Consider the following 25,887-nt stretch of genomic DNA (forward strand, 5'->3'; position numbering starts at 1 on the left):
TAGGCTTTTTAGAATGGAAGGATTTAAAAATGCAAAAAATTGTTGAACAAGTATGGGATTATACAAAGCATGCAAAATTTTATGAGTTTAGACCAAATTATGCACCCGCGACTATTGATATGTTGGTTTCATTGGTGCAAAAGAATCAAAATAAAGAAGCAATTAAAGTTGCAGATATTGGTGCAGGGACAGGTAATTTGAGTATTATGCTCTTAGAGAGAGGTTGCGAAGTAGTTTCAGTAGAGCCTAATGATGCGATGAGAGAAATTGGGATAGAGAGAACAAAAGGACAAAAAATAGAGTGGGTTAGAGCAACAGGAATTGATTCCACACTTCAAAAAGGGGAATTTGATTGGGTGACTTTTGGGAGTAGCTTTAATGTTATGGATAGAGTAGAAGCATTAAAAGAGGCTCATCGTTTGTTAAAACCTAGAACTTATTTTTCTTGTATGTGGAATCATAGGGATCTTAATGATCCTATTCAAAAGATAGCGGAGGATACCATTATTGAGTTTGTCCCACATTACACTAGAGGTGTTAGAAGAGAGGATCAAAGACCTATTATCGAATCCCATAAGGAGCTTTTTGATAATATTATTTATATTGAGGAGGATTTTTATTTTCATCAGAGTTTAGAAAATTATATCAAAGCTTGGCGAAGCGTGAAGAATCCTTATTGGGATTTGGAGACAAAGGAAGGGGAAGAGTTGTTTAATAAAATTACTGATGCCCTTAAACAAAGATTGCCACAAGAATTAGATATTAAATACACAACAAGGTGTTGGAGTGCTAAAAGAGTATAAAAATATTTATCTTTATCCTAATGGAGAGGATGCACAAGCAATTTATGTGATATTAAAAAATTTTAAAACATTATTGAGTGTAGGGGAGATTAATATTTTGGATGATGCAAGAGAGGAAACTTCTCTTGCACACAATCATCAAAGAGTTAAAGAAAATGGAATATTATGGATTGTTCATCAAGATAGGAAAATGTATAATATTTTATTTCAAAATGCTAAAAATTTACCTCAAGAAATTGTGTGTAATGGAATTATTGAGCTTGAAGAGAAATTGTTGGTTTATTTGGAGAAAGTGGAGTTTGCAGAAATACAAAAAAACTCTCCAAATGAAACATTATCTTTTTTAAATTTTGCTAGTTATTTTGCAATGCAATTTTATCTTACTTTAAAAGAGGAAGGAGCATTTTTATCTATACTTAAAGATTTAAGTAAGCAGACTGATTTGTATTTTAAGGGATATTTTGAGCTTTTACCCAAAAGTGTTGGAATTGCTGTAACGACTTTTGGGGGAAACAAGCATTTGGGGGATATTGGAGATATTTTAGAGCAAAAGAGAGTTAATGTAGTTTATGTTTATTATGATGAGAAAGAATTTATAAAAGCACAAAAGCAAACTGGTAAAAACAGCATTTTTTGCCCAATTCAATTAAGTTATATGGGAAGTTTTTTGAATTTATTTGATTTATTTGTTACTTGTCGTATGCCACTTACTTCCCCTAGTTGGGGAAGTCCAACAATTTATGTGTCTCATGCCTTTATTGATCCTGTTGCTGCTTTAATGCAGAGAAAAAGAACATTGGATGATTTTTGGTTTAAAAAGAAAATGGGTATTAATGGATATAGAATCGTGCCTAGTCTTTCAAATTATCAAATTTACAAAGATAAATTTAGTGAATGCGGGTATGAAAAAGAGCTAGTGTGTGGTGGATATCCAAGTTTAGATAAAAATATTTTAGAGTATGAACAAATGGTAGGGGGGGGGGGGCGTAATATTTTGATTGCTATTAATCATCAAGAGAGTATTTTAATTATTAAAGAATTTCTTGCAAGGTGCCAGATAAATCTTAAAGTAAAGCAAAAGGTATATTTTCGCCCTTATCCGGGTAATATTTTGCAAGAAGAAAGTGAGGAAATTGCTAAGGAGTATGCTAAGTATTCTTGGTTTGTTTATGATACCTCTAAGAAATTAGATGTGCAAATTATGCAAGATAGTTGCTGTATTATTGGGGATTATTCTAGTTTGGTTTATACCTTTCCTTTGACTACTTTAAAACCGGCAATTTTGTTGTGTAGAAATAAAGATGATTTAGAAAATGAATATTTGGGGATTAAATTTTATAATCCTATTTTGCATAAAGTTGCTTCAAATGCTAAAGAATGTTTTGAAAAAATACAGGAAATATTAGAAGAGAATCAACAAAGAAGAGAGGAAAATATCAAGGAGTATAGAAAAAAAGAGGTGTTTAATTCAGGAAAATCCAGCGAATTTATTGCAAATTTTATTATTCAAAAATTAGAGGAGATATAATAATGCAGAAATTTATTTCTAAAGCACAAAATCTTAAGAGGTTGCAGGGTAAATTGAAGTCAGCTAAGATACTCCCAATGGTTATTACTTCTTTAAAGCAATTTGAAGAAAAGCAGGAAATTTTAAGGGATATTTTATGTTTTGAGACTTCCAAAGTGATTGTGCGCAGTTCTTCTAAGAGTGAAGATAGTAAAGAAAATTCTAATGCAGGAGCTTTTTTAAGTATTGCAAATGTGCCAAAACAAGAAAAAGAAATAGTGGGAGCTTTGCAAAGAGTTGCACAATCTATGCCGAATTTAGATGATGAAATTTTGATACAACCAATGTTGGAGAATGTTCTAATATGTGGAGTGGCTATGAGCGTCAATAAAGATACGCTAGCACCTTATTATTGTATAGAGTATGATGAAAGTGGCAAAACAGATTCTATTACTGATGGGAGTGCAAAGGAAAAGATAAATTTCTTTTGCCATAGAGAAGCTCCTTTGCCTAACAATTCTCAATTAAAATCTATTATTATGCTTTTAAAAGAGCTGGAAAATATTTTTGATTATCCATTTTTGGATGTGGAGTTTGCCATTGATAAGCAAGGGGAAATTTATTGCTTGCAAGTGCGTCCGTTAGTCATTCAAAATAAAATTAATCTCAATCAATCTTTGCCATTAGAAGCGCTTAAGAGATTGCAGAAACGTTTTTTATCACTACAAAAAACAACAGCAGATGTTTATGGTAAGCGAACTATTTTTGGAGTTATGCCTGATTGGAATCCAGCAGAGATTATTGGATTAAAACCAAAGCGTTTGGCATTAAGTTTGTATAAAGAAATTATTACAGATAGCATTTGGGCATATCAAAGAGATAACTATGGTTATTTAAATTTGCGTTCTCATCCTCTTATGCATTCATTTTTGGGGATTCCCTATATTGATGTGAGATTGTCTTTTAATTCTTTTATCCCTAAAAATCTTGATACTAAAATAGCTGCAAAATTGGTAGAATTTTATTTGGATTCTTTGAGCAATAATCCTCATTTACATGATAAAGTAGAGTTTGATATTGTATTTTCTTGTTATGATTTAAATACGCCTAAAAAATTACAAAAATTACAAAAGTTTAATTTTAATGCCAATGAGATAAAACGCATTGAATTTGCACTTCTTGAATTGACTAATAATATTATTGATCCTCAAAAAGGATTGTATTTAAAAGACATTGAAAAGATTAAAAAACTAAGAGGAATCCATAAAAAAATAGAAGAAGCAGATTTGTCAATTATTGATAAAATTTATTGGGCTATTGAAAGTTGTAAGCGTTATGGAACACTTCCTTTTGCTGGAATTGCACGTGCTGGATTTGTAGCAATGCAAATGTTAAATTCATTGGTAGAAATCGGTTTTTTCAGTAGAGAAGAAAGAGAAGAATTTTTGAATTCTCTTAAAACAATTAGTAAAACTTTGAGTTGTGAGGTTGCTAGATTGAATCTTGAAAATAAAGAAGAGTTTTTAGAACAATTTGGGCATTTAAGAGCTGGAACTTATAATATTTTATCACCTCGTTATGATGAAGCATTTGAGGAATATTTTGATATTAAAACTAATAGCAATATAGCATATAAAGAAGAAAGTAGGCAGCTTTTTGAATTGGATAGTTCAAAGATGAAAATCTTGGAAGATTTATTGGTAGAGCATGGTTTAAAAATTGAAGCCAAAGAATTTTTGGGATTTTTAAAATGTGCCATTGAGGGAAGAGAATATGCTAAATTTGAATTTACAAGACTACTTTCTTATGTATTGGTTTTGATAGGTAAGCTTGGGGATTATTATGGAATTAGTAAAGAAGATATGGCGCATTTGGATATTAAGAGTATTTTGAGTTTATATGCCTCTTTATACTCTAAAAATCCTAAAGAGCGTTTTTTGGATGAGATTAAATACCACAAAGAGGAATATCAATTGACTTTAGCACTCAAATTGCCAATATTAATTACAGATTCTTCAGAAATTTTTAGTTTTTTTGAAACAAGAATCGTGCCAAATTTTGTTACACAAAAAGAGGTAAATGCACAAGTTGCATTGCATAATGATAGAGAGGTTGAGGGGAAAATAGTATTGATTAAATCTGCAGATCCTGGGTTTGATTATCTTTTTGCGAAAAATATTGCAGGATTAATAACTTGCTATGGGGGAGCAAATTCTCATATGGCAATTAGAGCTTCAGAGCTTGGGTTGCCTGCCGCTATTGGAGTGGGGGAGGATTCTTTTGAGCGATACTTGCAGGCTAAAAGGATTAGATTGGATTGTCAAAGCGAGCAAATAATATGCCTTTAAAATTTATTGGAATTTCTCAACGCCTTATAGAAAATTCTAATTATTTTGAAATTAGAGAAGCATTGAGTTTGGAATGGGGAGAGTTTTTTTTGCAGCATTTAAATGGCTATTTGCCATTGCCTTTGAGTTATGAGATACCTTTTGTAGAGTATGCACAGAGGTTAAATGGAACATTAAAAGGAATTATTTTGAGTGGTGGAAATGATTTAAATATCTTAAATGCCAATCAAATTTCTCAAAAGCGCGATGAATATGAAGGGCAAATTATCACTTATTGTTTAGAGGAATCTCTGCCTTTATTGGGGGTTTGTCGTGGGGCACAAAGGGTTGCAGAATATTTTGGAGCAAATTTTACAAGAAGCGATATACATATTGGCAAACATTCCATTCAAAATCTAACTACTTATCAAAAAAGAATAGTTAATTCATTTCATAATTACTGCATAGAAAAAATAAGGGAGCCTTTGTATGGCATAGCATTTGCAGAAGATTCTACAATAGAGGCTTTTAGACATAAGCATAAACCAATTTTTGGAGTGATGTGGCATATTGAGAGGGAAAATGGAATGTGTGATGCTTGTATTTTTGAGGAATGGAAAAAAAAACTATAGGAGTAAAAATGAAAGTTTTGTATGCACCAAGTAAAAGGGAATACAATGATGATTTGCATGGGAATGTTGCTTGTGGATTTGATGTGATGGTGTTGGAAACTTTAGTTGGGTTAGAAATGTTGGAGGTGTCTTATCTGCCGCATATTCAAACTTCTTTAAAAATTGTAGAATCTATTAAAGATATTTTTGGAGATTCTATTGACTGCTGCAAAAATGCTCCAAAGAAGATAGAGGTTGTTGTAAGTGATGTCTCTAATATGGTTTTTAAATATGCTTTTTTAACCCAAAAGCCTAGTATTTTGTGTTTATTTGGATTTAATGGAATCACTTATCCAACTAATGATAAATATTATTCAATGTTAGAGAGTGTTACGCATAATGTTTATTCGCTAGAGGAATTGAAGAAAGCATTTTTGGAGTATTCTGTCATACAAAAAGCAAAAATAACAAAAATGCAAGAATTTTTTAGAGGGGCTGTGATATGAATGTATTGCAAACTATTGAGCAGTTTATTGCCCAAACAAAAAGAACTATTGAGGGGTATCTTAGTGCAGAGCGTAAGAATATTTTGATAGTTTCGTATTATCCTACTTATCGCAAACAATATGGAGATTTAATTAAGCGATTAAAGGAAAAATACAATGTTATTACAATTGTGGATCGTATTGTAAATGATGAGTTTGAAAAGAGTGGGCATTATAATGTATTGTTTCCTTGGCGTATTATTGAAAATGGGCAAACTTTTTATTTGAATACAGATATTCAAGGAATTGATTTAATCTTAAGTGCAGATCAAGTAGGCTATGAGGATGGAAAAATTGACAGAACTTTTCTTAGCACAACTGCAAAACGCATTTATTTTCCTCATAGCTTAATTGAAGCTACTGGTGCTAGTGAAGTGGTAGATTATATTTTGGTTCCTTCTAAAATTGCCATGGAATCTTTTCAAAAAACTTTGAAGCAGAGTAAAGTTAAATTATTAAAAAGTGGGTATCCAAAACTTGATAAGGCTATCCAAGGTTATTGCTATCAAGATTCTAATGCTATTACCTATGCTCCAAGTTTGCGTTATGTAAGTGGTGATAATGCGAATTTGAATCTTTTTGCTGGATTTGAGAATAGTGTCATAGAGGCATTGTTAGAATATACTTCTTATAATATTTCCTATCGTGCCCATCCTATGAATTTTCAGAATAATCATAGTTTTTATAATCTAATTAAGGCAAAATGGCAAAACGAAAAACGCGTCAAGTTTGATGAAAAAATGGGTAATGATTTTTGTAATACAAGTGAATTTTTGATTACTGATTTTTCAACGACTGCTTTTACCTTTTCTTTTAGCACCTTGCGTCCTAGTATATTTTTTGCACCATTGCAGCTAGATACGCATTTAGCAAATTATATTCCTTTTGTTAGTATGGGAGGTGGAGGGCAAATACGCTGCTTAAAAGAGCTAAAAGAAGTGCTTAAGAGAGCAACATTCCAAGAGGATACCAAAAGAATAAAAGATTTTAGAGATGAGATAGTTTATCATACAGGTGAATCTGTAGAGATAATTTTAGAACAAATTGAACAAATATTGCAAGGAGGGCTATAGTTTGAAAGCATTGATATTGGCAGCTGGTCTTGGAACAAGATTAATGCCATTAACCAAAAATCAGCCAAAATGTATGGTGGAATATCAGGGTAAAAAGATTATTGATTATGAGATTGAAGCTTTGTGGGAGGCTGGAATCCACGAAATTGCTGTTGTTGGTGGATATTTAGCGGAGATTTTAAAAGAATATCTAGTGCAAAAATATGCCATAAAAACCTTTTTTGAAAATTCTTATTTTAATTCTACAAATATGGTTGCAACATTATTTTGTGCTAGGGAATGGATAGAATCTTGTATATCTCAACAAGATGATTTAATAATTTCTTATGCGGATATTGTCTATTCTAAAGAAGTTGTGAAAAAATTGATGGAGATAGATACTCCTTTTGGGATTATTGTAGATAAGCAATGGAGGAAACTTTGGGAAAAACGCTTTGATAATCCATTAGATGATGCTGAAACGCTTAAAATTAGGGAAGGTAAGGTTATAGAGATAGGTAAAAAGGCTAAAAGTTATCAAGAAATTGAGGGGCAATATATTGGACTGATTAAATTTTCTTATAGATTCTTGCCTCAGGTTTTAGAGTTTTATGAATCTTTAAATCGTAATGTATTGTATGATGGTAAAGATTTTCATAATATGTTTATGACAAGTTTTTTGCAAGGGCTAATTGACAAATATAATAATGCTTTGGCTGTTTGCATTGATGGAGGTTGGTGTGAAATTGATTCTAAGAAGGATTTGGAGATAAGATTATAATGCAAAAATTACTTTATCAAGTTGCTTTGGTTGCAATGGAAGCTGGGAGAATTGCCTTAAAATATTATGGCAAGGGGGAATTTTCTTTGAAGAGCGATTCTTCTCCCATTACTCAAGCAGATTTAGAATCAAATGCCTTTATTATGCAGAGTTTGCAAAATCTCTCAAGCTTTGAAATTTGTTCTGAAGAAGCGGTTTTGGAATATGAAAAGCGTAGAGATTTAGATTATTATTGGTTGATTGATCCGCTTGATGGGACTAAGGATTTTTTGGCACAAAATGGAGGTTGGACAATTAATATTGCTTTGATTTCTAATAATCGTCCTATTTTGGGTGTGGTTTATGCACCTTGTTTTTATGAGCTTTATATGGCATTAAAGGGGAGTGGAAGTTATACTTTTGATGCTAAATTGCTAAAAAATGCTATGGAATCTCATTTGGTTGATGAAGTGTTTTTGGAATCCCATAAAATTCATCTAAATGGTGATAGGGCTTTAGAAGATAAGGAATTAGTGGCTTGTGATTCGAATTTTCATAGCACCAAAGAAACACAAGAATTTTTGCAAAAATACCATTTAAAGGTGCGAAGATATGGCTCTTCTTTGAAGGTTTGTGCATTAGCCAAAGGTGAGGCGGATTTGTATCCTAGATTTAATGGCACAAGCGAGTGGGATATGGCTGCTTGTGATATTGTTTTGCAAGAGGCAGGGGGAGAGATATTAGACTGCATTACCAAAAAACCATTGCTTTATAATAAAGAGAATATCAGAAATAACCATTTTATCGCTTTTGCAAAGAGTCAAGTGGGTGGAGAGATTTATAGAGATTTTTTACAAGATTAGAGGGAATTATTGATATTTATTGTAAAATTTTTGTATGATTAGAAAAATTTTCTAAAATAGGGAATAGTTTTGAAAGATTTAATTATTGTAGAATCTCCAACCAAAGCAAAAACGATTAAAAACTTTGTGGGGAATAATTATGAGGTAATTGCCTCAAAAGGGCATATTAGAGATTTGCCAAAACACACTTTTGGAATTAAAATTGACAATCAAGAGTTTATTCCAGAATACAAAATTGATGAATCACATAAAAATGTTGTCAATGAGTTAAAAAGATTAGCCAAAAATTCTAAAACTATTTATATCGCAACCGATGAGGACCGCGAGGGTGAAGCAATAGGATTCCATATTGCAACTGCTATTGGCAAAGATCCATTGAAATTGCCTAGAATCGTGTTCCATGAGATTACCAAAAAGGCGATTTTGGATTCATTGAAAAATCCTCGCTATATTGATATGGACAAAGTCAATGCACAACAGGCTAGGAGATTGCTTGATAGGATTGTGGGGTATCGACTAAGTCCTTTGATTTCCTCTAAAATTCAGCGAGGTTTAAGTGCTGGAAGGGTGCAAAGCAGTGCTTTAAAAATTATTGTAGATAGAGAAAAAGAAATCCTAAATTTTAAGCCCATCACTTATTATACAATTGATATTATCTTAAAAGACAATCTTGAAGCAGAGCTTGTTGAATTTAGTGGAGAAAAAATACAAAAGTTAAGTTTGCAAGATAAGATGCGTGCTTTGGAGATTGTAGAAAAGCTAAAAAAAGTCAAATTTGAAGTAAAGGAAATTGAAAATAAAAAGCGTAAAGTCAGCACTCCCCCGCCATTTATGACTTCAACACTCCAACAAAGCGCAAGTTCTATTTTGGGATTTTCACCCTCTAAGACAATGCAAACAGCACAAAAACTCTATGAAGGAGTAATGACTCATAAAGGTTCTATGGGAGTGATTACTTATATGAGGACAGATAGTTTAAATATCGCCAAAGTAGCACAAGATGAGGCTAGGGAGTTTATAGATAAAAATTATGGGAAAAAATACATTCCAAATAAGCCAAAAAATTATGCCACAAAGGCAAAGGGAGCGCAAGAAGCACACGAGGCGATTAGACCTACTTTGATTGATTTTACTCCGCAAGTTGCAGCACAATATCTCAAGGGAGATGAGCTAAAACTTTATTCTTTGATTTATAATCGATTTTTAGCTTCACAGATGAATGATGCAGAGTTTGAGTTGCAAAATATTTTTGTGGCTTCTGGTGAATCTTTGTTAAAAATTAGTGGCAGGAAGCTTATTTTTGATGGATTTTATAGGGTTTTAAGCAATGAGGATAAAGATAAATTGTTGCCAAATTTGAAAATCGGAGAGACTTTAGAGCTAGAAAAATGCGGAGCTAGTGAGCATCAAACAGAGCCTCCAGCGAGATTCTCAGAAGCAAGTTTGATTAAAACATTGGAATCTCTAGGAATAGGTCGTCCAAGCACTTATGCGCCGACAATCTCGCTTCTTAATTCGCGTGAATATATCAAAATTGAAAAGAAGCAAATTAAACCTCAAGAGGTTGCTTTTAAAGTTGTGGAGCTTTTGGAGAAATATTTTTTGGAAATTGTAGATTCTAAATTTACAGCAAGTTTGGAAGAAAAGCTCGATGAGATTGCAGAAAACAAACAAGATTGGCAAAAGCTTTTGTGGGATTTTTATGAGCCTTTTATCCAAAAAGTCAATGAAGGCAAGACGATTATACAAAGTCAAAAAGTAGCAATCCCAACTGGTGAGATTTGTCCGCTTTGTGGGAAGGAATTGATTAAAAGAAGTGGTAGATTTGGAGAATTTGTTGGTTGTAGTGGTTACCCTAAATGCAAATATATCAAAAAAGAAACAGAGACAAATCAAGAAAGCAATGAAGATTATGGAGTGTGTGAGAAATGTGGTAAGCCAATGTTGAAAAAATATGGGAAAAATGGAGAGTTTTTGGCTTGTAGCGGATACCCAGATTGCAAAAACACAAAGGCTCTTAATCCAATCTCTAATACCAAAAAGGCAATAGAAGGTGTGAAATGCCCTAAATGCGGAGGGGAGATTTTGGAGAGAATGAGTAGAAGAGGTAAATTTTATGGTTGTGGGAATTATCCAAAATGCGACTTTATCTCGACTTATGAGCCTACTAATATTCATTGTCCCAAATGCGATTCTTTGATGGCAAAAAGACTTTATCGCAAAAAGCCTATTTTGGAATGTATTGCCTGCAAAGAGCGTATTGAAGATACAGAAAATAAAACAAAGGAGTGAATTATGACACAAGAGATATTAGATTTTTTAGATGAGAATGTTACTTTTTTGGCGACAAAAGGGACTTGTGGCAATCCAAGAGTGCGTCCTATTAAATCTGCTTTATACAAAAATGGAAAGCTTTATTTTTGCACTTCCAATCAAAAAGGTATGTATAAGCATATGCAGAATTTTGCCGGGGTGGAATTGAGTGCTTTTGATGGCAAGGATAAGTGGATTAGGATTCGTGGAGAAGTGAAGTTTGATGATGATTTGGCACTCAAAGAGGCAATGTTTGAAAAATATCCAACTCTTGAAAATATTTATCAAAATCCAAAAAATCCAAATTTTGTTGTTTTTTATTTGGAGAATGTGAGTATTAAGATTCAAGATTTTGGTGGAAGAGAAGAGATATTAAAATATTAAATTTAAGGAAAGAGATGAGTGATATTTTTTTGTGCACAATTTCAAATATTTCAAGTGGAAGCTGTGCTGAGGATTGTGCATATTGCACCCAAAGCGCGAAATATAATGCAGAAATCCAAAGATATAGACTAAAGCCTATTGAGCAAATTGTTTTTGAGGCAAAAGAAGCTGCCAGAAATGGAGCTTTGGGATTTTGTTTGGTTACAAGTGGAAGAAATCTTGATGATAAGAGAGTAGAGTATGTTTCAAAGGCTGCTAGGGCAATTGTCGCAGAGGGTTTGCATTTGCATTTAATTGGTTGTAATGGGATTGCGTCCAAAGAGGCTTTGAAGGAATTAAAAGATTCTGGAATTGCAAGCTATAACCATAATTTAGAGGCTTGCAAGAATTTTTTTCCAAAAATTTGCACAACGCATAGCTTTGATGAGCGGTATCAAACTTGTGAGAATGCTTTGGAAGTGGGGCTTGGTTTGTGTAGTGGAGGGATTTTTGGAATGGGTGAATCTTGGCAGGATAGAATGGATTTATTGTATGCCCTGCAGACTTTAAATCCACATAGTTCTCCGGTTAATTTTTTCATTCCAAATCCCGCTTTGCCTCTCACTCAAGAAGTTTTAACTAGGCAAGAAGCATTAGAATGTGTAAAATTAGCAAGAGAATATTTGCCTAATGCGAGATTAATGATAGCTGGAGGTAGAGAGAGGGTTTTTGGGGAAGATCAAAAAGAGCTTTTTGAATGTGGAATTAATGCGGTTGTTTTGGGGGATTATCTTACCACAAAAGGAAATAAACCAAAAGAAGAGGTTGAGAGAATTAAAAGTTATGGTTATGGTATAGCTACAAGTTGTGAGTGAAGGCGGCGAGTGAAATTATATTTTCTTGACAAAATTAAAGAAAAGATGATTCTTTTATCAAAGCATTTGTATATTTTTTTAAAAGGAGATTTGCTATATTTTGCAGCAAGTCTTAGTTTTTATACTATATTTGCGCTTTTGCCGATGCTTTTGATTGTTTTTTCTTTGGTGGCGGCTTTGCCTGAATTCAAAGAATATTTAGAGAGTTTTAAAAATTTAGTCATTACTAATTTCTTGCCTACTTATTCTGATGTTTTTTTGGAGTATATGGATAGCTTTTTGGCAAATTCTACCAAACTTGGTGGAATGGGGCTTTTTTATGCTTTTGTTACCTCGATTTTATTTTTTAAAAATTATCAATTTATTGCTGGAAAAATCTTTCATACAAAGCCTCGTGGATTTTGGGATTCTTTGGCAGTTTATTGGACATGTATGACGCTTTTTCCTGTTGGAATCTTATTTTCTATTTATTTAAGTGCTAAGGCTTATGCTTATTTGGATATTTTGGGTTATAAAGATTTTATGCTTTGGTTGTTTCGCATAACGCCTTATTTGGTAACTTGGGCGATATTTTTTGTGCTATTTAAAATTTCTGCTAATGTTTATATTAGCACAAAAAATACACTTTTGAGCTCTCTTTTTACAGCATTGTTGTGGTCGCTTTGTAAATGGGGTTTTGTGTATTATGTGTTTTATAATAAAGCCTATTTGACATTATATGGTTCTTTTAGCATTTTATTGTTTTTGTTTATTTGGGTGTATCTTTCGTGGGCAATTTTGCTTTTTGGTATGAGTTTAAGCAGGGGAATTAATGAAGTATTTATCAAAGAGTTAGAAAAAGAGATTCAAGAATAATATTATGCTATAATAACTTTAATTTTTAAAATTTTAAGGAGAATTTTTTGGAAGTTGATTCGATTTTGCTGTCCATTCTTGCTTTATTTCTTGTCTTATTAAATGGTTTTTTTGTTCTTTCTGAATTTGCTATTGTCAAAATACGTCGTTCAAGGTTGGAAGAGTTGGTAAAGCGTGAGGTTCCAAGTGCAAAGCTTGCCTTAAAAATTACAGGAAAACTAGATTCTTATCTCTCTGCAACGCAGCTTGGAATCACCCTTTCATCTCTTGGGCTTGGTTGGATTGGAGAGCCAGCAGTTGCTAGATTATTGGAAGTTCCTTTTAAATATTTTATTGGAGAAAATCCTGTTTTGTTGCATTCTGTGAGTTTTGTCATTGCTTTTAGCTTTATCACGCTTTTGCATGTGGTTGTAGGTGAGATTGTGCCTAAATCTATCGCAATAGCTAAGGCAGAAAAATCTGTATTATTGGTAGCTCGACCTTTGCATTGGTTTTGGATTGTTTTTTATCCTGTGATTAAGATTTTTGATTTTATTGCTGCTATGATTCTCCATGCTATCAATATCAAGCCTGCAAGTGAAGGGGAGGAGAGCGCGCATTCAGAAGAAGAGCTAAAAATCATCGTTGGAGAAAGCTTAAAAGGTGGTTATTTAGATACCATAGAAAATGAGATTATTCAAAATGCGGTGAGCTTTTCTGATACGATGGCAAAAGAGATTATGACACCGCGGAAAGATATGATTTGTTTGTATGATGATAATAGTTATGAAGAAAATATGCAAATTGTAACAACTACCAAACACACGCGTTATCCATATTGCAAAGAAGGAAAAGATAATATTATTGGAATGGTGCATTTAAGGGATTTGCTGGAGACTATGTTGTCAGAGAATCCTTCAAGAGAATTAGAAAAGCTTGTTAGAGAGATGATTATTGTCCCAGAGAGTGCCTCGATTTCTAATATTTTATTACAGATGAATCGCAGACAGATACATACTGCGCTAGTAGTGGATGAATATGGCGGAACTGCTGGGTTATTGACGATGGAAGATATTTTGGAGGAAGTCATTGGGGATATTTCTGATGAGCATGACAAGAAGAGTGAGGATTACCACAAAATCGATGAGGATACATACTCTTTTGATGGAATGCTGGATTTAGAAAGAGTTGCTGATGTGCTTGGAATTTCTTTTGAAGAGGATACAGAGCAGGTTACTATTGGTGGGTATGTTTTTAATTTGTTGGAGCGTATGCCAGTAGTTGGCGATGTTATTAGTGATGAGTTCTGTGAATATGAGGTTTTGGCTACTGAGGGTGCTAGAATTGTGCGTATTAAAGCGAGAAAAAAACCTTTTGAAATGGACGAAGAATAAATGACAGAATTATTTTTTGTTGGATTGCAGCTTTTGTTGATTGCTTTAAAATTAACCAATAAGATTCAATGGTCTTGGTGGTTGGTGCTGTTGCCAGCATTTTTGTATTTATTTTTTTATTTGTTTTTGTTTGTGCTTGTTGGAGGATTTTTAATAGGCATAGGCGTAGGTTTATCAACAATATAAGGAGAACTATGGAATTTGTAGCAATTTTGATGGGTAGCAAGAGTGATTATGAAGTGATGAGTGAGTGCATTAGTGTTTTAAAAAAGTTTGATGTGTCTTATGAAGTGGTTATTAGCTCTGCACATAGAAGCCCAAACCGAACTAAAGAATATGTTAAACAAGCAGAGCAAAAGGGAGCAAAAGTTTTTATCGCAGCAGCTGGAATGGCGGCACATTTGGCTGGAGCGGTGGCTTCAATGACAACAAAACCTGTTATAGGTGTGCCTTTAAAGGGCGGAGCTTTGGACGGATTGGATTCTTTGTTATCAACAGTTCAAATGCCTTCTGGTATGCCTGTGGCAACTGTGGCATTGGGTAAAACTGGAGCGGTAAATAGTGCTTATTTGGCAATGCAGATTCTGGCTTTGGAAAATGCAGAATTAGAGGGAAAATTGCGAGAAGATAGAGTGATGAAAGCAAAGAATGTGGAATTGGATTCTCAAGATATTGAGGTAATTTTGTAGGGAAATATATGGAAACTTGGGTTAAAATCGAAGAATTTTCTACATTGGCAAATTTGACTAGAGAAAAAATTTTGGAAATGGTGGCAAATGGAGAGCTAAAAGGGAAGCAAGAAAATGGCGAATTTATGATTGATGCAGGGAGTGGGACAAAAGCTGTTGTGCATACTACCGGAAATGCGGTGATGGTGGAGAATCATAGTGGGGGCGTGGATAGCGAGTTTGTAGAAAAAACTATTGGCACGATTCTTAGTTTGCATGAAAAAGTAATGAGTGCAAAAGAAGAGACTATTTTGAGTGTGAAAAGTGAGAATCAATTCCTTAAAGATGCGCTTTTTAATACGCAAGAAGTTTATGAAGATGATAAAAAAACAATAGCACTTTTAAGAGAGCAGCTAAAAGTGGCACAAGAAGAGATAGAGTTTCTTAAAAGAAAATATAAAATGATGTGGGGTAAGGTTGTTGATTCAAAACCAAAAGAAGGAATAGAAGATTAATTTAGAAAATAGATGCTTGGAGTGTTTGGCAAAACAAGCCATAAGGACAGCTAAAAATGTCGATTTTTGCGAGATGGAATTGATTGGGCAAGAGAGTAAAAAAGTTTTGGACAATTACCAAAAGGAAGTTCTTGCATTTTTTGCAGAAAAATTTGGTATAGTTTTTGGGGAAGATATAGAGATTCCACCTACGCTTTTGGCAGTTGTCTTGTATGATAAAATTTCACAAGTTTCGCAAAATAATGCACCTTATAGCGAAATTAAAAAACAAAGCATAAGAAAAGCAAGAAAAATCAAAGAAAAATTGCTTGAAAGAATGGCTCTTATGCCAAAGGAAGATAGATTGGCTTTTGCTATTTCTTGTGCAGTTCTTGGAAATGTTATAGATTATGGTGCAGAACATTCTTATGATATAGAAGAAGAAAGCAATAAAATTTTTCATACAGATTTTGCTTATTTTCATTTGGAGGCTTTGTTGGAGCGTTTGAGGGAAACTAAAAAGCTTGTTTATATTGGGGATAATGCGGGAGAAAATGAGCTAGATGAGATTTTGATAGAAGTTTTGAAAGATTGCTATCCGCAAATGCAAATTTTTTATTTTGTTCGTGGAATGGAAATTATCAATGATATCACTTTGAATGATCTTAAAAATAGCCATTCTAGGCTTTTTGCTCTTTGTGAAGTGGTGGATAGTGGAGTGCCAAGTCCGGGGTTTATTTATCCCTTGGCGAATGTTCAATCCCAAACAATATTTAAAGAGGCGGATTTGGTGTTTGCAAAGGGTATGGGGAATTTTGAATCAATAGAGAAAATAGCTAGAGAAGATTCTAGAATATTTTTTCTTTTTAAAATTAAATGCAATGTGATTGCAGATTATTTAAATAAAAAATTGGGGGAGCTTGTATTGCTATCCCCTTATATTTTGCATAAAGGCTTGGTATGCTAACTAATCCTGTTGTGGTTTCTATTCTTGTGATGAGTGTGCTTTGTTTGGCAAAATTGAATGTGTTATTGGCGATTTTGATTTCTGCTTTGGTGGCGGGAGTAATGGCTGGTTTGGGCGTAGAAAAGAGCATTGATACTTTAATAGCGGGAATGTCTGGAAATTTGGAAACTGCTTTAAGCTATATTCTTTTGGGAGCTTTAGCAAGTGCTATTTCTAAGACGAATCTTACCCCTATTTTGATTCATTATATTGCAAATTTTATTCAAAATCGCCGTTTAATGTTTTGTCTTTTTATTGCTTTTTTTGCTTGTTTTTCGCAGAATCTTATTCCTGTGCATATTGCTTTTATCCCCATTCTTATTCCTCCGCTTTTACCTTTGATGAATCGTTTGAAAATTGATAGAAGAGCGGTTGCTTGTGCTTTGACTTTTGGATTGAAAGCACCTTATGTGAGCTTTAGTGTTGGATTTGGTTTGATTTTTCATACAATTTTGAGGGATCAATTGGTGCAAAATGGAGTTAATGTTAGCTTGAATGATATTTCAAGTGTGATGTGGATTGGCGGAGTGAGCATGCTTGTAGGCTTACTTTTGGCAATTTTTGTATTTTATAAGAAGCCTAGGGAATACCAAAATACTTTTTTAGAAGAAAATGTTTTAAAACATTTGGACAATCCTAAAATGCAAAAGCAAGATTATGGGGTTTTATTTGGGGCAATTGTGGCTTTTGTGGTGCAGATTGTAGAGGGTTCTTTGCCTCTTGGTGGGCTTGCTGGATTGTTGGTTATGATTGTTTTTGGGGCGATTAAATGGAGCAATGTTGATATTGTTATGGAAGATGGCTTTAAAATGATGTCATTTATTGCATTTGTGATGTTGGTGGCTGCTGGGTATGGGAATGTGTTAAAAGAGACAGGAGCCATTGAATCTCTTGTTGAGGCAGTTTCTTCGCTTTCTGGTGGGCAGTTTGGTGGTGCATTGATGATGCTGTTGATAGGATTGCTAGTAACAATGGGGATTGGCACTTCTTTTGGGACATTGCCTATTATTGCTGCAATTTATTGTCCTTTAGCCTTGAAATTGGGCTTTAGTCCAGAAGCAATTATTTTGCTTGTTGGTATTGCAGGAGCATTGGGAGATGCTGGAAGTCCAGCATCTGATAGCACTTTGGGTCCTACTTCTGGTTTGAATGCAGATGGGCAGCATAATCATATTTGGGATACTTGTGTCCCAACATTTTTGGCTTACAATATTCCATTGTTGATTGGTGGAATGATTGGCGCAATGTTATTATAAGGAGTTTTAAATGCAAGATTTTATAGAAATAGCCAAAGAAGTTTTTGAGATAGAATCAGAGGCAATTTTAGAGTTAAAAGGGCAGTTAAGTGAGGATTTCAATGCTGTTGTTGAATGTATTTTGAAACTTAAAGGGCATTGTGTGATTACTGGAATGGGGAAATCTGGGCATATTGCCGAAAAAATTGCAGCGACTTTGGCAAGTACAGGGACTCCAAGTTTCTTTTTGCATCCCGGAGAGGCTTTGCATGGAGATTTAGGAATGCTTACAAAAGAAGATGCGGTGATTGCTATTTCTAATTCTGGAGAAAGTGAAGAGATTTTGCGTATTATCCCTATTATCAAAAAGAGGGAGATACCACTAATTGTAATGAGTGGGAATCCAAAATCTACCATGGCAAAGGAAGGGAAATATTTTTTGAATGTTGCAGTCAAAAAAGAAGCATGCCCTTTGCAGCTTGCACCAACTTCCTCTACAACGGCAACTTTGGCTATGGGAGATGCAATTGCAGTGGCTTTGATGAAAGCTAGGGGATTTAAGCCTGAAAACTTTGCAATGTTTCACCCCGGAGGAAGTTTGGGTAGAAAATTACTCACACAAGTTAAAGATATTATGGTTTCTAAAGAATTGCCCATTGTAAATTTGGAAACTAATTTTAAAGATTTAATTACAGAGATGACAAGTAAAAGGTTGGGAGTGTGTTTGGTTTTGGATAATGGGCGTTTGGTTGGAATTATCACAGATGGGGATTTAAGGCGTACATTAATGGATGATAAATTTGATTCTAATGCTGCTGAAATTATGACAAAACAGCCAAAAACGATTCAAAGCGATGCAATGGCAACCCAAGCAGAATCCTTAATGATGGAATCAAAAATTAAAGAGTTGGTTGTAATGGAGGGGGAGAAAGTTGTGGGGATTGTTCAATTGTATGAAGTAGGGCGAATCTAATTGCACATATTCTAAAGATTCTTCAAAAGTGGGGATAGGAGACTATCTTCATTGTTTTTATTTTTTCATTTACCATTTGTTGTTTTTTAAGCTTTTAATTATTTTTTTTCTTATAAAATGCTAAGTTCTCTAAAATATTTCTAGGGAAATCTTAAAGAAGGAGTAGATATGCAATCAAACCCTGCATTAGAGTATGATTACTCCATTGCAAAGTTATTTCTTTTTGCAACGATTGTATTTGGTATTGTTGGATTATTGTTGGGCGTGATTATCGCTTTTCAAATGGCATTTCCAAATCTTAACTATCTAGCTGGAGAGTTTGGGACTTTTGGAAGACTTAGACCGCTACATACAAATGGAATTATCTATGGATTCACTTTGAGCGGTATTTGGGCAGCCTGGTATTATTTGGGTCAAAGGGTATTAAAAATATCTTACAATGAGCATCCGTTTTTGAAATTTATCGGATATTTGCATTTTGTGCTATATATTGTTTTGATGGCATTGGCAGTTGTGAGTTTATTTGCTGGACTTACTCAATCAAAAGAGTATTCAGAGCTTGTTTGGCCATTGGACTTATTAGTTGTTGTTGTTTGGGTTTTGTGGGGTGTTAGTCTCTTTGGTTCAATGGGGGTAAGAAGAGAGCAAACTATTTATATTAGTTTGTGGTATTTTATCGCTACTTTTGTCGCAATTTCTGCACTCTATATTTTTAATAATTTATCTATCCCAACTTATCTTGTTTCAGGAGTTGGTTCTGTATGGAATTCTATTTCTTTGTATGCAGGGACAAATGATGCAATGGTGCAATGGTGGTTTGGTCATAATGCTGTTGCTTTTGTCTTTACTTCAGGGATTATTGGGGTGATTTATTATTTCTTGCCAAAAGAATCTGGACAGCCTATTTTCTCTTATAAATTGACTTTGTTTTCATTTTGGGGATTAATGTTTGTTTATATTTGGGCAGGTAGCCATCACCTTATTTATTCTACTGTTCCTGATTGGATGCAAACTATGGGTTCAATTTTCTCTGTCGTGTTGATTTTACCTTCTTGGGGAACAGCTGTAAATATGCTTTTGACTATGAAGGGACAATGGCATCAATTAAAAGAATCACCTTTGATTAAGTTTTTGATACTTGCTTCAACTTTTTATATGCTTTCAACTCTTGAAGGTCCAATTCAATCTATCAAATCTGTTAATGCTTTAGCACACTTTACAGATTGGATTGTAGGGCATGTTCATGATGGTGTTTTGGGCTGGGTTGGATTTACAATCATAGCAGCTTGTTATCATATGACTCCAAGATTGTTTAAAAGAGAAATTTATTCTAAAAAGCTTATGGATATTCAATTTTGGATTCAAACCATTGCCATTATTCTTTATTTTTCAAGTATGTGGATTGCGGGTATCACACAAGGTATGATGTGGAGAGCAACAGATGAATTTGGAAGTTTGGCTTATTCATTTATTGATACTGTAACTGTGCTATTCCCTTACTATACAATTAGGGCAATAGGTGGAACAATGTATCTTATTGGATTTATTATATTTACTTATAATATTATTATGACCATTGTTGCAAGTAGAGAGCTTGAAAAAGAACCTAACTATGCAACTCCAATGGCAGCGTAAAGGAGGGTTGAATGTTTCATTGGTTGGAAAAAAATCCGTTTTTCTTTACGGTAGTTTTTTTATTGGTATTTTCTATTGCTGGATTGGTTGAGATTCTGCCAGATTTTGCAAAAGCATCTCGTCCTACGGAGAATCTTAAACCTTATACATTATTAGAAACAGCAGGTCGTCAGATTTATATTGCAGAGAGTTGCAATGCTTGTCATTCGCAGTTAATTCGTCCATTTAAAGCTGAAACTGACAGATATGGAGCTTATAGCTTAAGTGGTGAATATGCATATGATAGACCATTTTTGTGGGGTTCTAAAAGGACAGGTCCAGATTTGCACCGCGTAGGTGATTATAGGACAACAGATTGGCATGAAGAGCATATGTTAAATCCAGCTTCTGTAGTTCCGGGCTCTATTATGCCTGCGTATGCACATTTGTATGAAAAGAATGTGGATGTAGATACAGCATATGCAGAAGCTTACACCCAAAAAGTTGTTTTTGCAGTGCCTTATGATACAGAGGGGAATCCTAAACTTGGAGATTTAGAGGCTGCTAGAGCAGAAATTTTAGCAGAAGCTAAAGTTTTGGCTGAGGATATGAAGGATCCAGAGATTAAGGCAGCATTGGAGAGAGGGGAGATTAAGCAAATTGTAGCATTGATTGCTTATCTTAATAGCTTGGGACAAAAAAGAAGGGCTAATTAGTTGTGGATTACGAAACTATAAGAATTATTCAAGGTTATGCATATTGGGCTATTACGATTTTGTTAGTAATTTTGCTTTATGGATATATTTATCATTTGTATAAAAGCCAAAAATCTGGGAAAATTGATTATGAAAAATATGCTAGGTTGGCTTTAGATGATAATTTGAATGATGATTTGGTGGAAGCAAGAAGCAATAAAGATAAAAAGAAGGAGAGCTAAATGGAATGGTTTAACTTAGGCGATAGCATCAATCAGCTTGGATTGCTTGGTGCTGTGGCGATTCTGGTTTTGACTATTTTTGTTGCTGGTGGTTATATCAAGAAAATGAAAAATAGCAAAGCAGAAGGTGATTTATCAAGTGAAGATTGGGATGGAATTAAAGAGTTTAAAAATGATATTCCAATTGGTTGGGGTGTAACTTATCTCGTGCTTATAATTTGGGGATTATGGTATTGGTTTGTTGGATATCCTTTGAATTCTTATTCCCAAATTGGTGAATACAATGAAGAGGTAAAAGCTTATAATGCAAAGTTTGAGGCAAAATGGCAAAATATCGATGAAGCTACTTTGGTCAAAATGGGACAGAATCTATTTTTGGTTCAATGCTCACAATGCCACGGAATTACCACTGAAGGTATGAATGGTACAGCAGCAAATCTAGCTGAGTGGGGTAGAGAAGAAGGGATTATTACTGTTATTGACCAAGGAAGCAAAGGATTAGGTTATATGCTTGGAGATATGTTGCCTATTGAAGAAGTTGCTCCGGGTGTTTTGAGCACAGAAGAAGATAAAAAGGCAGTAGCTGCTTATGTAATGGCTGAAATTTCTGAGGTTAAGAAAACAAAATATCCAGATTTGGTAGAAAAGGGTAAAAAACTTTATGAGGCTGCAACTTGTAATGCTTGCCATGGTGAAGATGGTAAAGGAATGGGTGGAATGGCACCTGATTTAAGCAAGTATGGAACTCCATCATTTGTAGCTGAAGTTTTGGAAAAAGGCAAGAAGGGACACATTGGTATTATGCCTTCCTTTAAAAATCAAATGTTTACAGACATTCAAAAAGAAGCTCTAGGACATTTTATTTATTCGGATAAAAATTAAGGAGATTGTGCTATGAATGGTTTATTTGGAATTAATGGGCTAGGTGGTTATATTATAGCTGTTGTATTATTGCTTGCAGTAGTATTTGGATTGGGATATACAGCAGTTATTACACAAAAAGCAGAAGCTAATAATCCTTATGTGATTGAAAATGCAAATAGCATACAAATGAAAAGTGTTGAAAACGCTCAACACTTTCAAAATGCAAAGGAGTAAAGATGACAAAATATAGTGGATTGGAAAAAATTCTTTTTGCAGCACATATTGTTGCAATTATTGCTTCTATTGCAGTAGTTTTTATCCCAGATATGCTTCTTTTTGTTGGTTAGAATGTTGTCAAAGTTGAAAATAGGGATTTTTTCCCTATTTTTTTTGAATTGTATTTTTGCACAGCCTTATGTATTGGAAAACCAGCACCAGTTGGTGGAAAAAACAACAGGTTTTATTGAGATTTTATCAGATGAAGTCTATGAAAAAACAGGTGTAAGAATGTATGTTGTTGCTCTTGAGGGTTTAAATGGAGTGAATCTTCAGGAGAAAGAACAAACTTATCTTGAAAAATTAAAAGCTCCCTATGTGTTGCTTTTTTTTGTGAAAGCCGAAAAAAAAATTGATATTCTTGTCAGTCAAGATATTGAAAAAGTATTTGACAAAAAAGAAGTTTATTGGGATTATATTGTCCCATTGATACCTACTTCAGATAAAGAATTAAATAGCCAAAGAATCTCTGCATTTTTGCTCAATGGTCTTGTGGATATCGCAGATAGAATAGCAGAATATTATCAAGTCCAGCTTGAGCATAGTTTCCCTAAGCAAAACAAAGGAATACAAATCGCAGTTAGAACAGCTCTTTATGTGATGCTTTTTGTATTATTGATTTTGTTTGTTTTTGTGTATTTAAGGAGAAAATAATGAATAAAAATTATTGGCCTATTGGAATTTTTTTGTTGGCGATGGTGGTGGTGGGTTTGATTGTTTTAACAATCAAAACTGCACTGACAAATCCTGTAGAGATGAAGGGAATGTGCGGAATGGACTCGCAATATGTAGATGAAAATATTAATGCAATCACTCAAAAAAGACAGGCTTTTTTAAAGCAATATGCTATAAATTTTGAAGGGGCAAAAGAGCAAAGTATTAATGAATTTAAAATGGCTTTTTTGAGGGTGAAAAATTTGGAGAATCAAAAAATACAAAATAATGCAAAGATAACTTTCTTTTTGACGCGTCCAAACACCACACAAGAAGATCAAAAACTTGGAGCGGGTGAATTGGTGGATGGAATCTATCAAAGTCCTGCTTTTGAAGTCAAAAAACAGGGGCGTTGGCAAGTGGAAGCCTATGTGGAAGTGGGAGAAGATTCTATTTGTCTTATGCAAGAATATTTGGTGAAGTAGAGCGGTTTGATTGAATTTTGGATTGAATAAAAGTGTAGAATCAAGAGCTTAAGAGAGGGAGAAAATGAAGTTTTTTAGCTATGTGGTTTGGTTGTTGTTTAGTGTGGTAATGATTGCAAGTGGCGTTTTTGGTTGTTTGATGCCACTTGAGACTTTTGTGGGGTTTGCAGTGTTGCTACCGATATTTTTGCTTATTGGTGGGCTTAGTAATGTGATTTATTATTTCTATGCCAGGGAAGCAAGGGGAGCAGAGTTTATTTTGGTTGATGGACTTTTGAATCTCTTATTTGCTTGGATTTTCTTTTGGAATGGAATTGACTTCACTTCGCTAGCTATTGTCGCTTTTGTAGCGTTTATGATTTTGTTTAAAGGAATCTTGGGAATTGGCTATGCCTTTAAACTCAAAAAGCTAGGATTTGGTTGGGGAATGACTTTTTTTATTGCGCTTTTGAATATTCTAATTGCCGTGATTTTCATCGCTAATCCCGCTGTTGGTGGCGTTACAATTGGCTTTATGATTGCATTAATGGTGTTGTTTTTTGGGATTATCTCACTGTGGCTTGGTTTTGGCAGCAAAAAGCTGTTTGGCTGATTGTTTTTGATTTTTTAAATTTTGATTTAGTTTTGTAGAGAAAGGAAAAGAAAATGGCTTGTGTTTTGCAAATTGGTGCTGGTGGCGTTGGCGGTGTGGTAGCACACAAAATGGCTATGAATAAAGAGGTGTTTTCACGCATTATCTTAGCTTCACGTAATATCAAAAAGTGTCAAGCGATAGCAGATTCTATCCGTGCTAAGGGGCTAGGCGAGATAGAGATAGATAGTGTTGATGCGGATAATGTCGATGAAATCGTGGCGTTGATAGAAAAGTATAAGCCCTTTTTGGTGGTGAATGTGGCTTTGCCTTATCAGGATTTAAGCATTATGCAGGCGTGCTTACAGACCAAAACGCATTATCTTGATACTGCAAACTACGAGCATCCAGATTCTGCACACTTTGAGTATAAAGAGCAGTGGGCGTATGATACACGCTATAAACAAGCAGGGATTTTTGCCCTTTTGGGCAGCGGATTTGACCCGGGAGTTACGAATGTCTTTTGTGCCTATGCGCAAAAACATTATTTTGATGAGATACATACTATCGATATTTTGGATTGTAATGCAGGAGATCACGGCTATGCCTTTGCTACGAATTTTAATCCAGAGATTAATTTGCGAGAAGTTAGCTCAAAGGCAAGATTTTGGACAAAAGATGATAAATTGGCATTAAATCAAGACTTAAAAAAGGACGCCATTTATCGCAAATTTGAGCGAGAGGAAAAGCATTTTAAACTAGAATCCAACACGCAGGATTTAAAAAATGAAAGCTATTTTGGAGGAGAATGGAAAGATATAGCACCTCTTGCACTTATGAAGGAGTGGGAATACCCAGAAGTAGGCGTGAAAAATAGCTATCTTTTATATCACGAGGAGCTAGAATCCCTAATCCGCAATATCAAGGGCTTGAAGCGAATTCGCTTTTTTATGACTTTTGGCGAGAGTTATTTAACGCATATGAAATGCCTAGAAAATGTCGGGCTTTTGCGTGTTGATGAGGTGGAGCATAATGGACAAAAAATCGTGCCTATCCAAGTGCTAAAGACACTTTTACCAGACCCAGCTTCCTTAGCGCCCCGCACCAAAGGACAAACACACATCGGCTGCTATATAAAGGGCGTGAAAGATGGCAAGGAAAGAACCATTTATATTTACAACATTTGCGACCACGAAGCTTGTTATAAAGAGGTAAATGCACAAGGCGTTAGTTACACTACCGGTGTGCCAGCAATGATAGGAGCGAAGTTGATATGTGAGGGTAAGTGGGGCGTAGGAGCTACAAAAATACCAAATAACGCAGATAATAGCGATATGCCAAAAGGCGGAGAATATCAAGGGATAGATTCTAATAATGGTGGTGGTGTGTGGAATATGGAGCAAAACGATCCCGATCCATTTATGGCAGAGCTAAACAAACAAGGACTCCCATATGTGGTGTGTGAGATAGATTCTAAAGGCGAGAGAAAAGTGCTAGAGGATGGAAGAAAATGAGATATTTATTATTTTGTTTTAATATAATCTTTGTAGCCTGTACACCCAAAACACAGTTAGATCCTAAAGCCTATAATATAAACGTTTTATATGAAAAGCCATTAAATTGCAAAATATTAGGTAGAGAAATTGGACAAAAAGTTGATACTATGGGATCTATGAGTTTATTGGAATTGAGAGAATCTTCATTCAATGATTTAAAAAATAAAGCTTCAAGATTAGATGGAGATACTTTATATATTTTGAATATGGAAAAGGGATGGAATTCATTTTGGGATTCTACAGAATATATAATAGAAGGAGAGGTATATAGTTGCAAAGGTTTAAAGAATAAGTAGGGAGTAGCATC

The 25,887-nt window shown here is 34.4% G+C and carries 29 protein-coding genes; all 29 read left to right on the top strand.

Going from position 1 to position 25,887, the window contains the following annotated elements; translation table 11 throughout:
• The first annotated feature begins 29 nt into the window (after positions 1 to 29).
• A complete protein-coding gene (locus EL247_RS02660; RefSeq protein WP_005022533.1) occupies positions 30 to 803 on the top strand; it encodes a class I SAM-dependent methyltransferase in 774 nt (257 codons plus the stop codon).
• Positions 787 to 2,331, top strand: coding sequence for a CDP-glycerol glycerophosphotransferase family protein (locus tag EL247_RS02665; protein WP_232019777.1), 1,545 nt, complete (start codon positions 787 to 789; stop codon positions 2,329 to 2,331). The genes EL247_RS02660 and EL247_RS02665 overlap by 17 nt, the downstream gene beginning before the upstream one ends.
• Positions 2,328 to 4,658, top strand: a complete 2,331-nt coding sequence (locus tag EL247_RS02670) for a PEP-utilizing enzyme (RefSeq protein WP_232019785.1) — start codon at positions 2,328 to 2,330, stop codon at positions 4,656 to 4,658. The genes EL247_RS02665 and EL247_RS02670 overlap by 4 nt, the downstream gene beginning before the upstream one ends.
• Positions 4,649 to 5,269, top strand: a complete 621-nt coding sequence (locus EL247_RS02675; protein WP_104745878.1) for a gamma-glutamyl-CDP-amidate hydrolase — start codon at positions 4,649 to 4,651, stop codon at positions 5,267 to 5,269. The genes EL247_RS02670 and EL247_RS02675 overlap by 10 nt, the downstream gene beginning before the upstream one ends.
• 8 nt (positions 5,270 to 5,277) lie before the next feature.
• A complete protein-coding gene (locus tag EL247_RS02680; RefSeq protein WP_232019778.1) occupies positions 5,278 to 5,754 on the top strand; it encodes a hypothetical protein in 477 nt (158 codons plus the stop codon).
• The gene (locus tag EL247_RS02685) at positions 5,751 to 6,866 is read left to right on the top strand and encodes a CDP-glycerol glycerophosphotransferase family protein (RefSeq protein WP_104745861.1); all 1,116 of its coding nucleotides are present in this window, start codon (positions 5,751 to 5,753) and stop codon (positions 6,864 to 6,866) included. Before EL247_RS02680 ends, EL247_RS02685 begins: the two co-directional genes overlap by 4 nt.
• Before the next feature lies 1 nt (position 6,867).
• Complete coding sequence (locus tag EL247_RS02690) at positions 6,868 to 7,626, top strand: phosphocholine cytidylyltransferase family protein (protein WP_104745860.1); 759 nt, start codon at positions 6,868 to 6,870, stop codon at positions 7,624 to 7,626.
• Positions 7,626 to 8,468, top strand: coding sequence for a 3'(2'),5'-bisphosphate nucleotidase CysQ family protein (locus EL247_RS02695; RefSeq protein WP_126441952.1), 843 nt, complete (start codon positions 7,626 to 7,628; stop codon positions 8,466 to 8,468). The genes EL247_RS02690 and EL247_RS02695 overlap by 1 nt, the downstream gene beginning before the upstream one ends.
• A gap of 69 nt (positions 8,469 to 8,537) precedes the next feature.
• A complete protein-coding gene (gene topA, locus EL247_RS02700) occupies positions 8,538 to 10,760 on the top strand; it encodes a type I DNA topoisomerase (protein ID WP_126441953.1) in 2,223 nt (740 codons plus the stop codon).
• Between the two features lie 3 nt (positions 10,761 to 10,763).
• Entirely contained in the window at positions 10,764 to 11,165 is a 402-nt protein-coding gene (locus EL247_RS02705) for a pyridoxamine 5'-phosphate oxidase family protein (protein WP_005022548.1), read from the top strand.
• A gap of 14 nt (positions 11,166 to 11,179) precedes the next feature.
• Positions 11,180 to 12,019 (top strand): biotin synthase, encoded by an 840-nt coding sequence (locus tag EL247_RS02710; RefSeq protein ID WP_126441954.1) that lies wholly within the window; start codon positions 11,180 to 11,182, stop codon positions 12,017 to 12,019.
• Positions 12,020 to 12,028: 9 nt separating this feature from the next.
• Positions 12,029 to 12,874: a YihY family inner membrane protein gene (locus EL247_RS02715; RefSeq protein ID WP_005022551.1), complete on the top strand. Its 846-nt coding sequence runs from the start codon at positions 12,029 to 12,031 to the stop codon at positions 12,872 to 12,874.
• Positions 12,875 to 12,921: 47 nt separating this feature from the next.
• Complete coding sequence (locus tag EL247_RS02720) at positions 12,922 to 14,247, top strand: hemolysin family protein (protein WP_054198357.1); 1,326 nt, start codon at positions 12,922 to 12,924, stop codon at positions 14,245 to 14,247.
• Positions 14,248 to 14,433 (top strand): hypothetical protein, encoded by a 186-nt coding sequence (locus EL247_RS02725; RefSeq protein WP_005022554.1) that lies wholly within the window; start codon positions 14,248 to 14,250, stop codon positions 14,431 to 14,433.
• Positions 14,434 to 14,441: 8 nt separating this feature from the next.
• Positions 14,442 to 14,936 carry a 5-(carboxyamino)imidazole ribonucleotide mutase gene (purE, locus tag EL247_RS02730; RefSeq protein WP_005022556.1) on the top strand — a complete coding sequence of 165 codons (495 nt, stop codon included), beginning with the start codon at positions 14,442 to 14,444 and terminating at the stop codon, positions 14,934 to 14,936.
• A gap of 8 nt (positions 14,937 to 14,944) precedes the next feature.
• Positions 14,945 to 15,430, top strand: coding sequence for a DUF3972 domain-containing protein (locus tag EL247_RS02735; protein ID WP_005022557.1), 486 nt, complete (start codon positions 14,945 to 14,947; stop codon positions 15,428 to 15,430).
• A 25-nt stretch (positions 15,431 to 15,455) separates the two neighbouring features.
• Positions 15,456 to 16,376 carry a damage-control phosphatase ARMT1 family protein gene (locus EL247_RS02740; RefSeq protein WP_104745877.1) on the top strand — a complete coding sequence of 307 codons (921 nt, stop codon included), beginning with the start codon at positions 15,456 to 15,458 and terminating at the stop codon, positions 16,374 to 16,376.
• Entirely contained in the window at positions 16,370 to 17,671 is a 1,302-nt protein-coding gene (locus tag EL247_RS02745) for a Na+/H+ antiporter family protein (RefSeq protein WP_054195535.1), read from the top strand. Before EL247_RS02740 ends, EL247_RS02745 begins: the two co-directional genes overlap by 7 nt.
• Positions 17,672 to 17,681: 10 nt before the next feature.
• The gene (locus tag EL247_RS02750) at positions 17,682 to 18,623 is read left to right on the top strand and encodes a KpsF/GutQ family sugar-phosphate isomerase (protein WP_126441955.1); all 942 of its coding nucleotides are present in this window, start codon (positions 17,682 to 17,684) and stop codon (positions 18,621 to 18,623) included.
• Between the two features lie 168 nt (positions 18,624 to 18,791).
• On the top strand, positions 18,792 to 20,258 hold the full coding sequence (gene ccoN / locus EL247_RS02755; protein WP_005022562.1) for a cytochrome-c oxidase, cbb3-type subunit I: 1,467 nt from the start codon (positions 18,792 to 18,794) through the stop codon (positions 20,256 to 20,258).
• A gap of 11 nt (positions 20,259 to 20,269) precedes the next feature.
• Positions 20,270 to 20,953 (top strand): cytochrome-c oxidase, cbb3-type subunit II, encoded by a 684-nt coding sequence (ccoO, locus tag EL247_RS02760; RefSeq protein WP_005022563.1) that lies wholly within the window; start codon positions 20,270 to 20,272, stop codon positions 20,951 to 20,953.
• A gap of 2 nt (positions 20,954 to 20,955) precedes the next feature.
• Positions 20,956 to 21,174 carry a cytochrome c oxidase, cbb3-type, CcoQ subunit gene (locus tag EL247_RS02765; RefSeq protein WP_005022564.1) on the top strand — a complete coding sequence of 73 codons (219 nt, stop codon included), beginning with the start codon at positions 20,956 to 20,958 and terminating at the stop codon, positions 21,172 to 21,174.
• Positions 21,175 to 22,056, top strand: a complete 882-nt coding sequence (locus tag EL247_RS02770) for a c-type cytochrome (protein ID WP_054198359.1) — start codon at positions 21,175 to 21,177, stop codon at positions 22,054 to 22,056.
• Between the two features lie 12 nt (positions 22,057 to 22,068).
• Positions 22,069 to 22,272 (top strand): DUF4006 family protein, encoded by a 204-nt coding sequence (locus EL247_RS02775; RefSeq protein WP_005022567.1) that lies wholly within the window; start codon positions 22,069 to 22,071, stop codon positions 22,270 to 22,272.
• Between the two features lie 114 nt (positions 22,273 to 22,386).
• Positions 22,387 to 22,968 carry a TPM domain-containing protein gene (locus tag EL247_RS02780; protein WP_166666950.1) on the top strand — a complete coding sequence of 194 codons (582 nt, stop codon included), beginning with the start codon at positions 22,387 to 22,389 and terminating at the stop codon, positions 22,966 to 22,968.
• Positions 22,968 to 23,453 carry a FixH family protein gene (locus EL247_RS02785; RefSeq protein WP_054195539.1) on the top strand — a complete coding sequence of 162 codons (486 nt, stop codon included), beginning with the start codon at positions 22,968 to 22,970 and terminating at the stop codon, positions 23,451 to 23,453. The genes EL247_RS02780 and EL247_RS02785 overlap by 1 nt, the downstream gene beginning before the upstream one ends.
• Before the next feature lie 64 nt (positions 23,454 to 23,517).
• Positions 23,518 to 24,045 (top strand): HdeD family acid-resistance protein, encoded by a 528-nt coding sequence (locus tag EL247_RS02790; RefSeq protein WP_005022571.1) that lies wholly within the window; start codon positions 23,518 to 23,520, stop codon positions 24,043 to 24,045.
• Positions 24,046 to 24,098: 53 nt separating this feature from the next.
• Positions 24,099 to 25,538 (top strand): saccharopine dehydrogenase family protein, encoded by a 1,440-nt coding sequence (locus EL247_RS02795; RefSeq protein WP_126441957.1) that lies wholly within the window; start codon positions 24,099 to 24,101, stop codon positions 25,536 to 25,538.
• Entirely contained in the window at positions 25,535 to 25,876 is a 342-nt protein-coding gene (locus EL247_RS02800; RefSeq protein WP_065826941.1) for a DUF4156 domain-containing protein, read from the top strand. Before EL247_RS02795 ends, EL247_RS02800 begins: the two co-directional genes overlap by 4 nt.
• The last annotated feature ends 11 nt before the right edge of the window (positions 25,877 to 25,887 follow it).

It is taken from the genome of Helicobacter pullorum (assembly GCF_900638355.1).
Lineage (GTDB): Bacteria > Campylobacterota > Campylobacteria > Campylobacterales > Helicobacteraceae > Helicobacter_D > Helicobacter_D pullorum.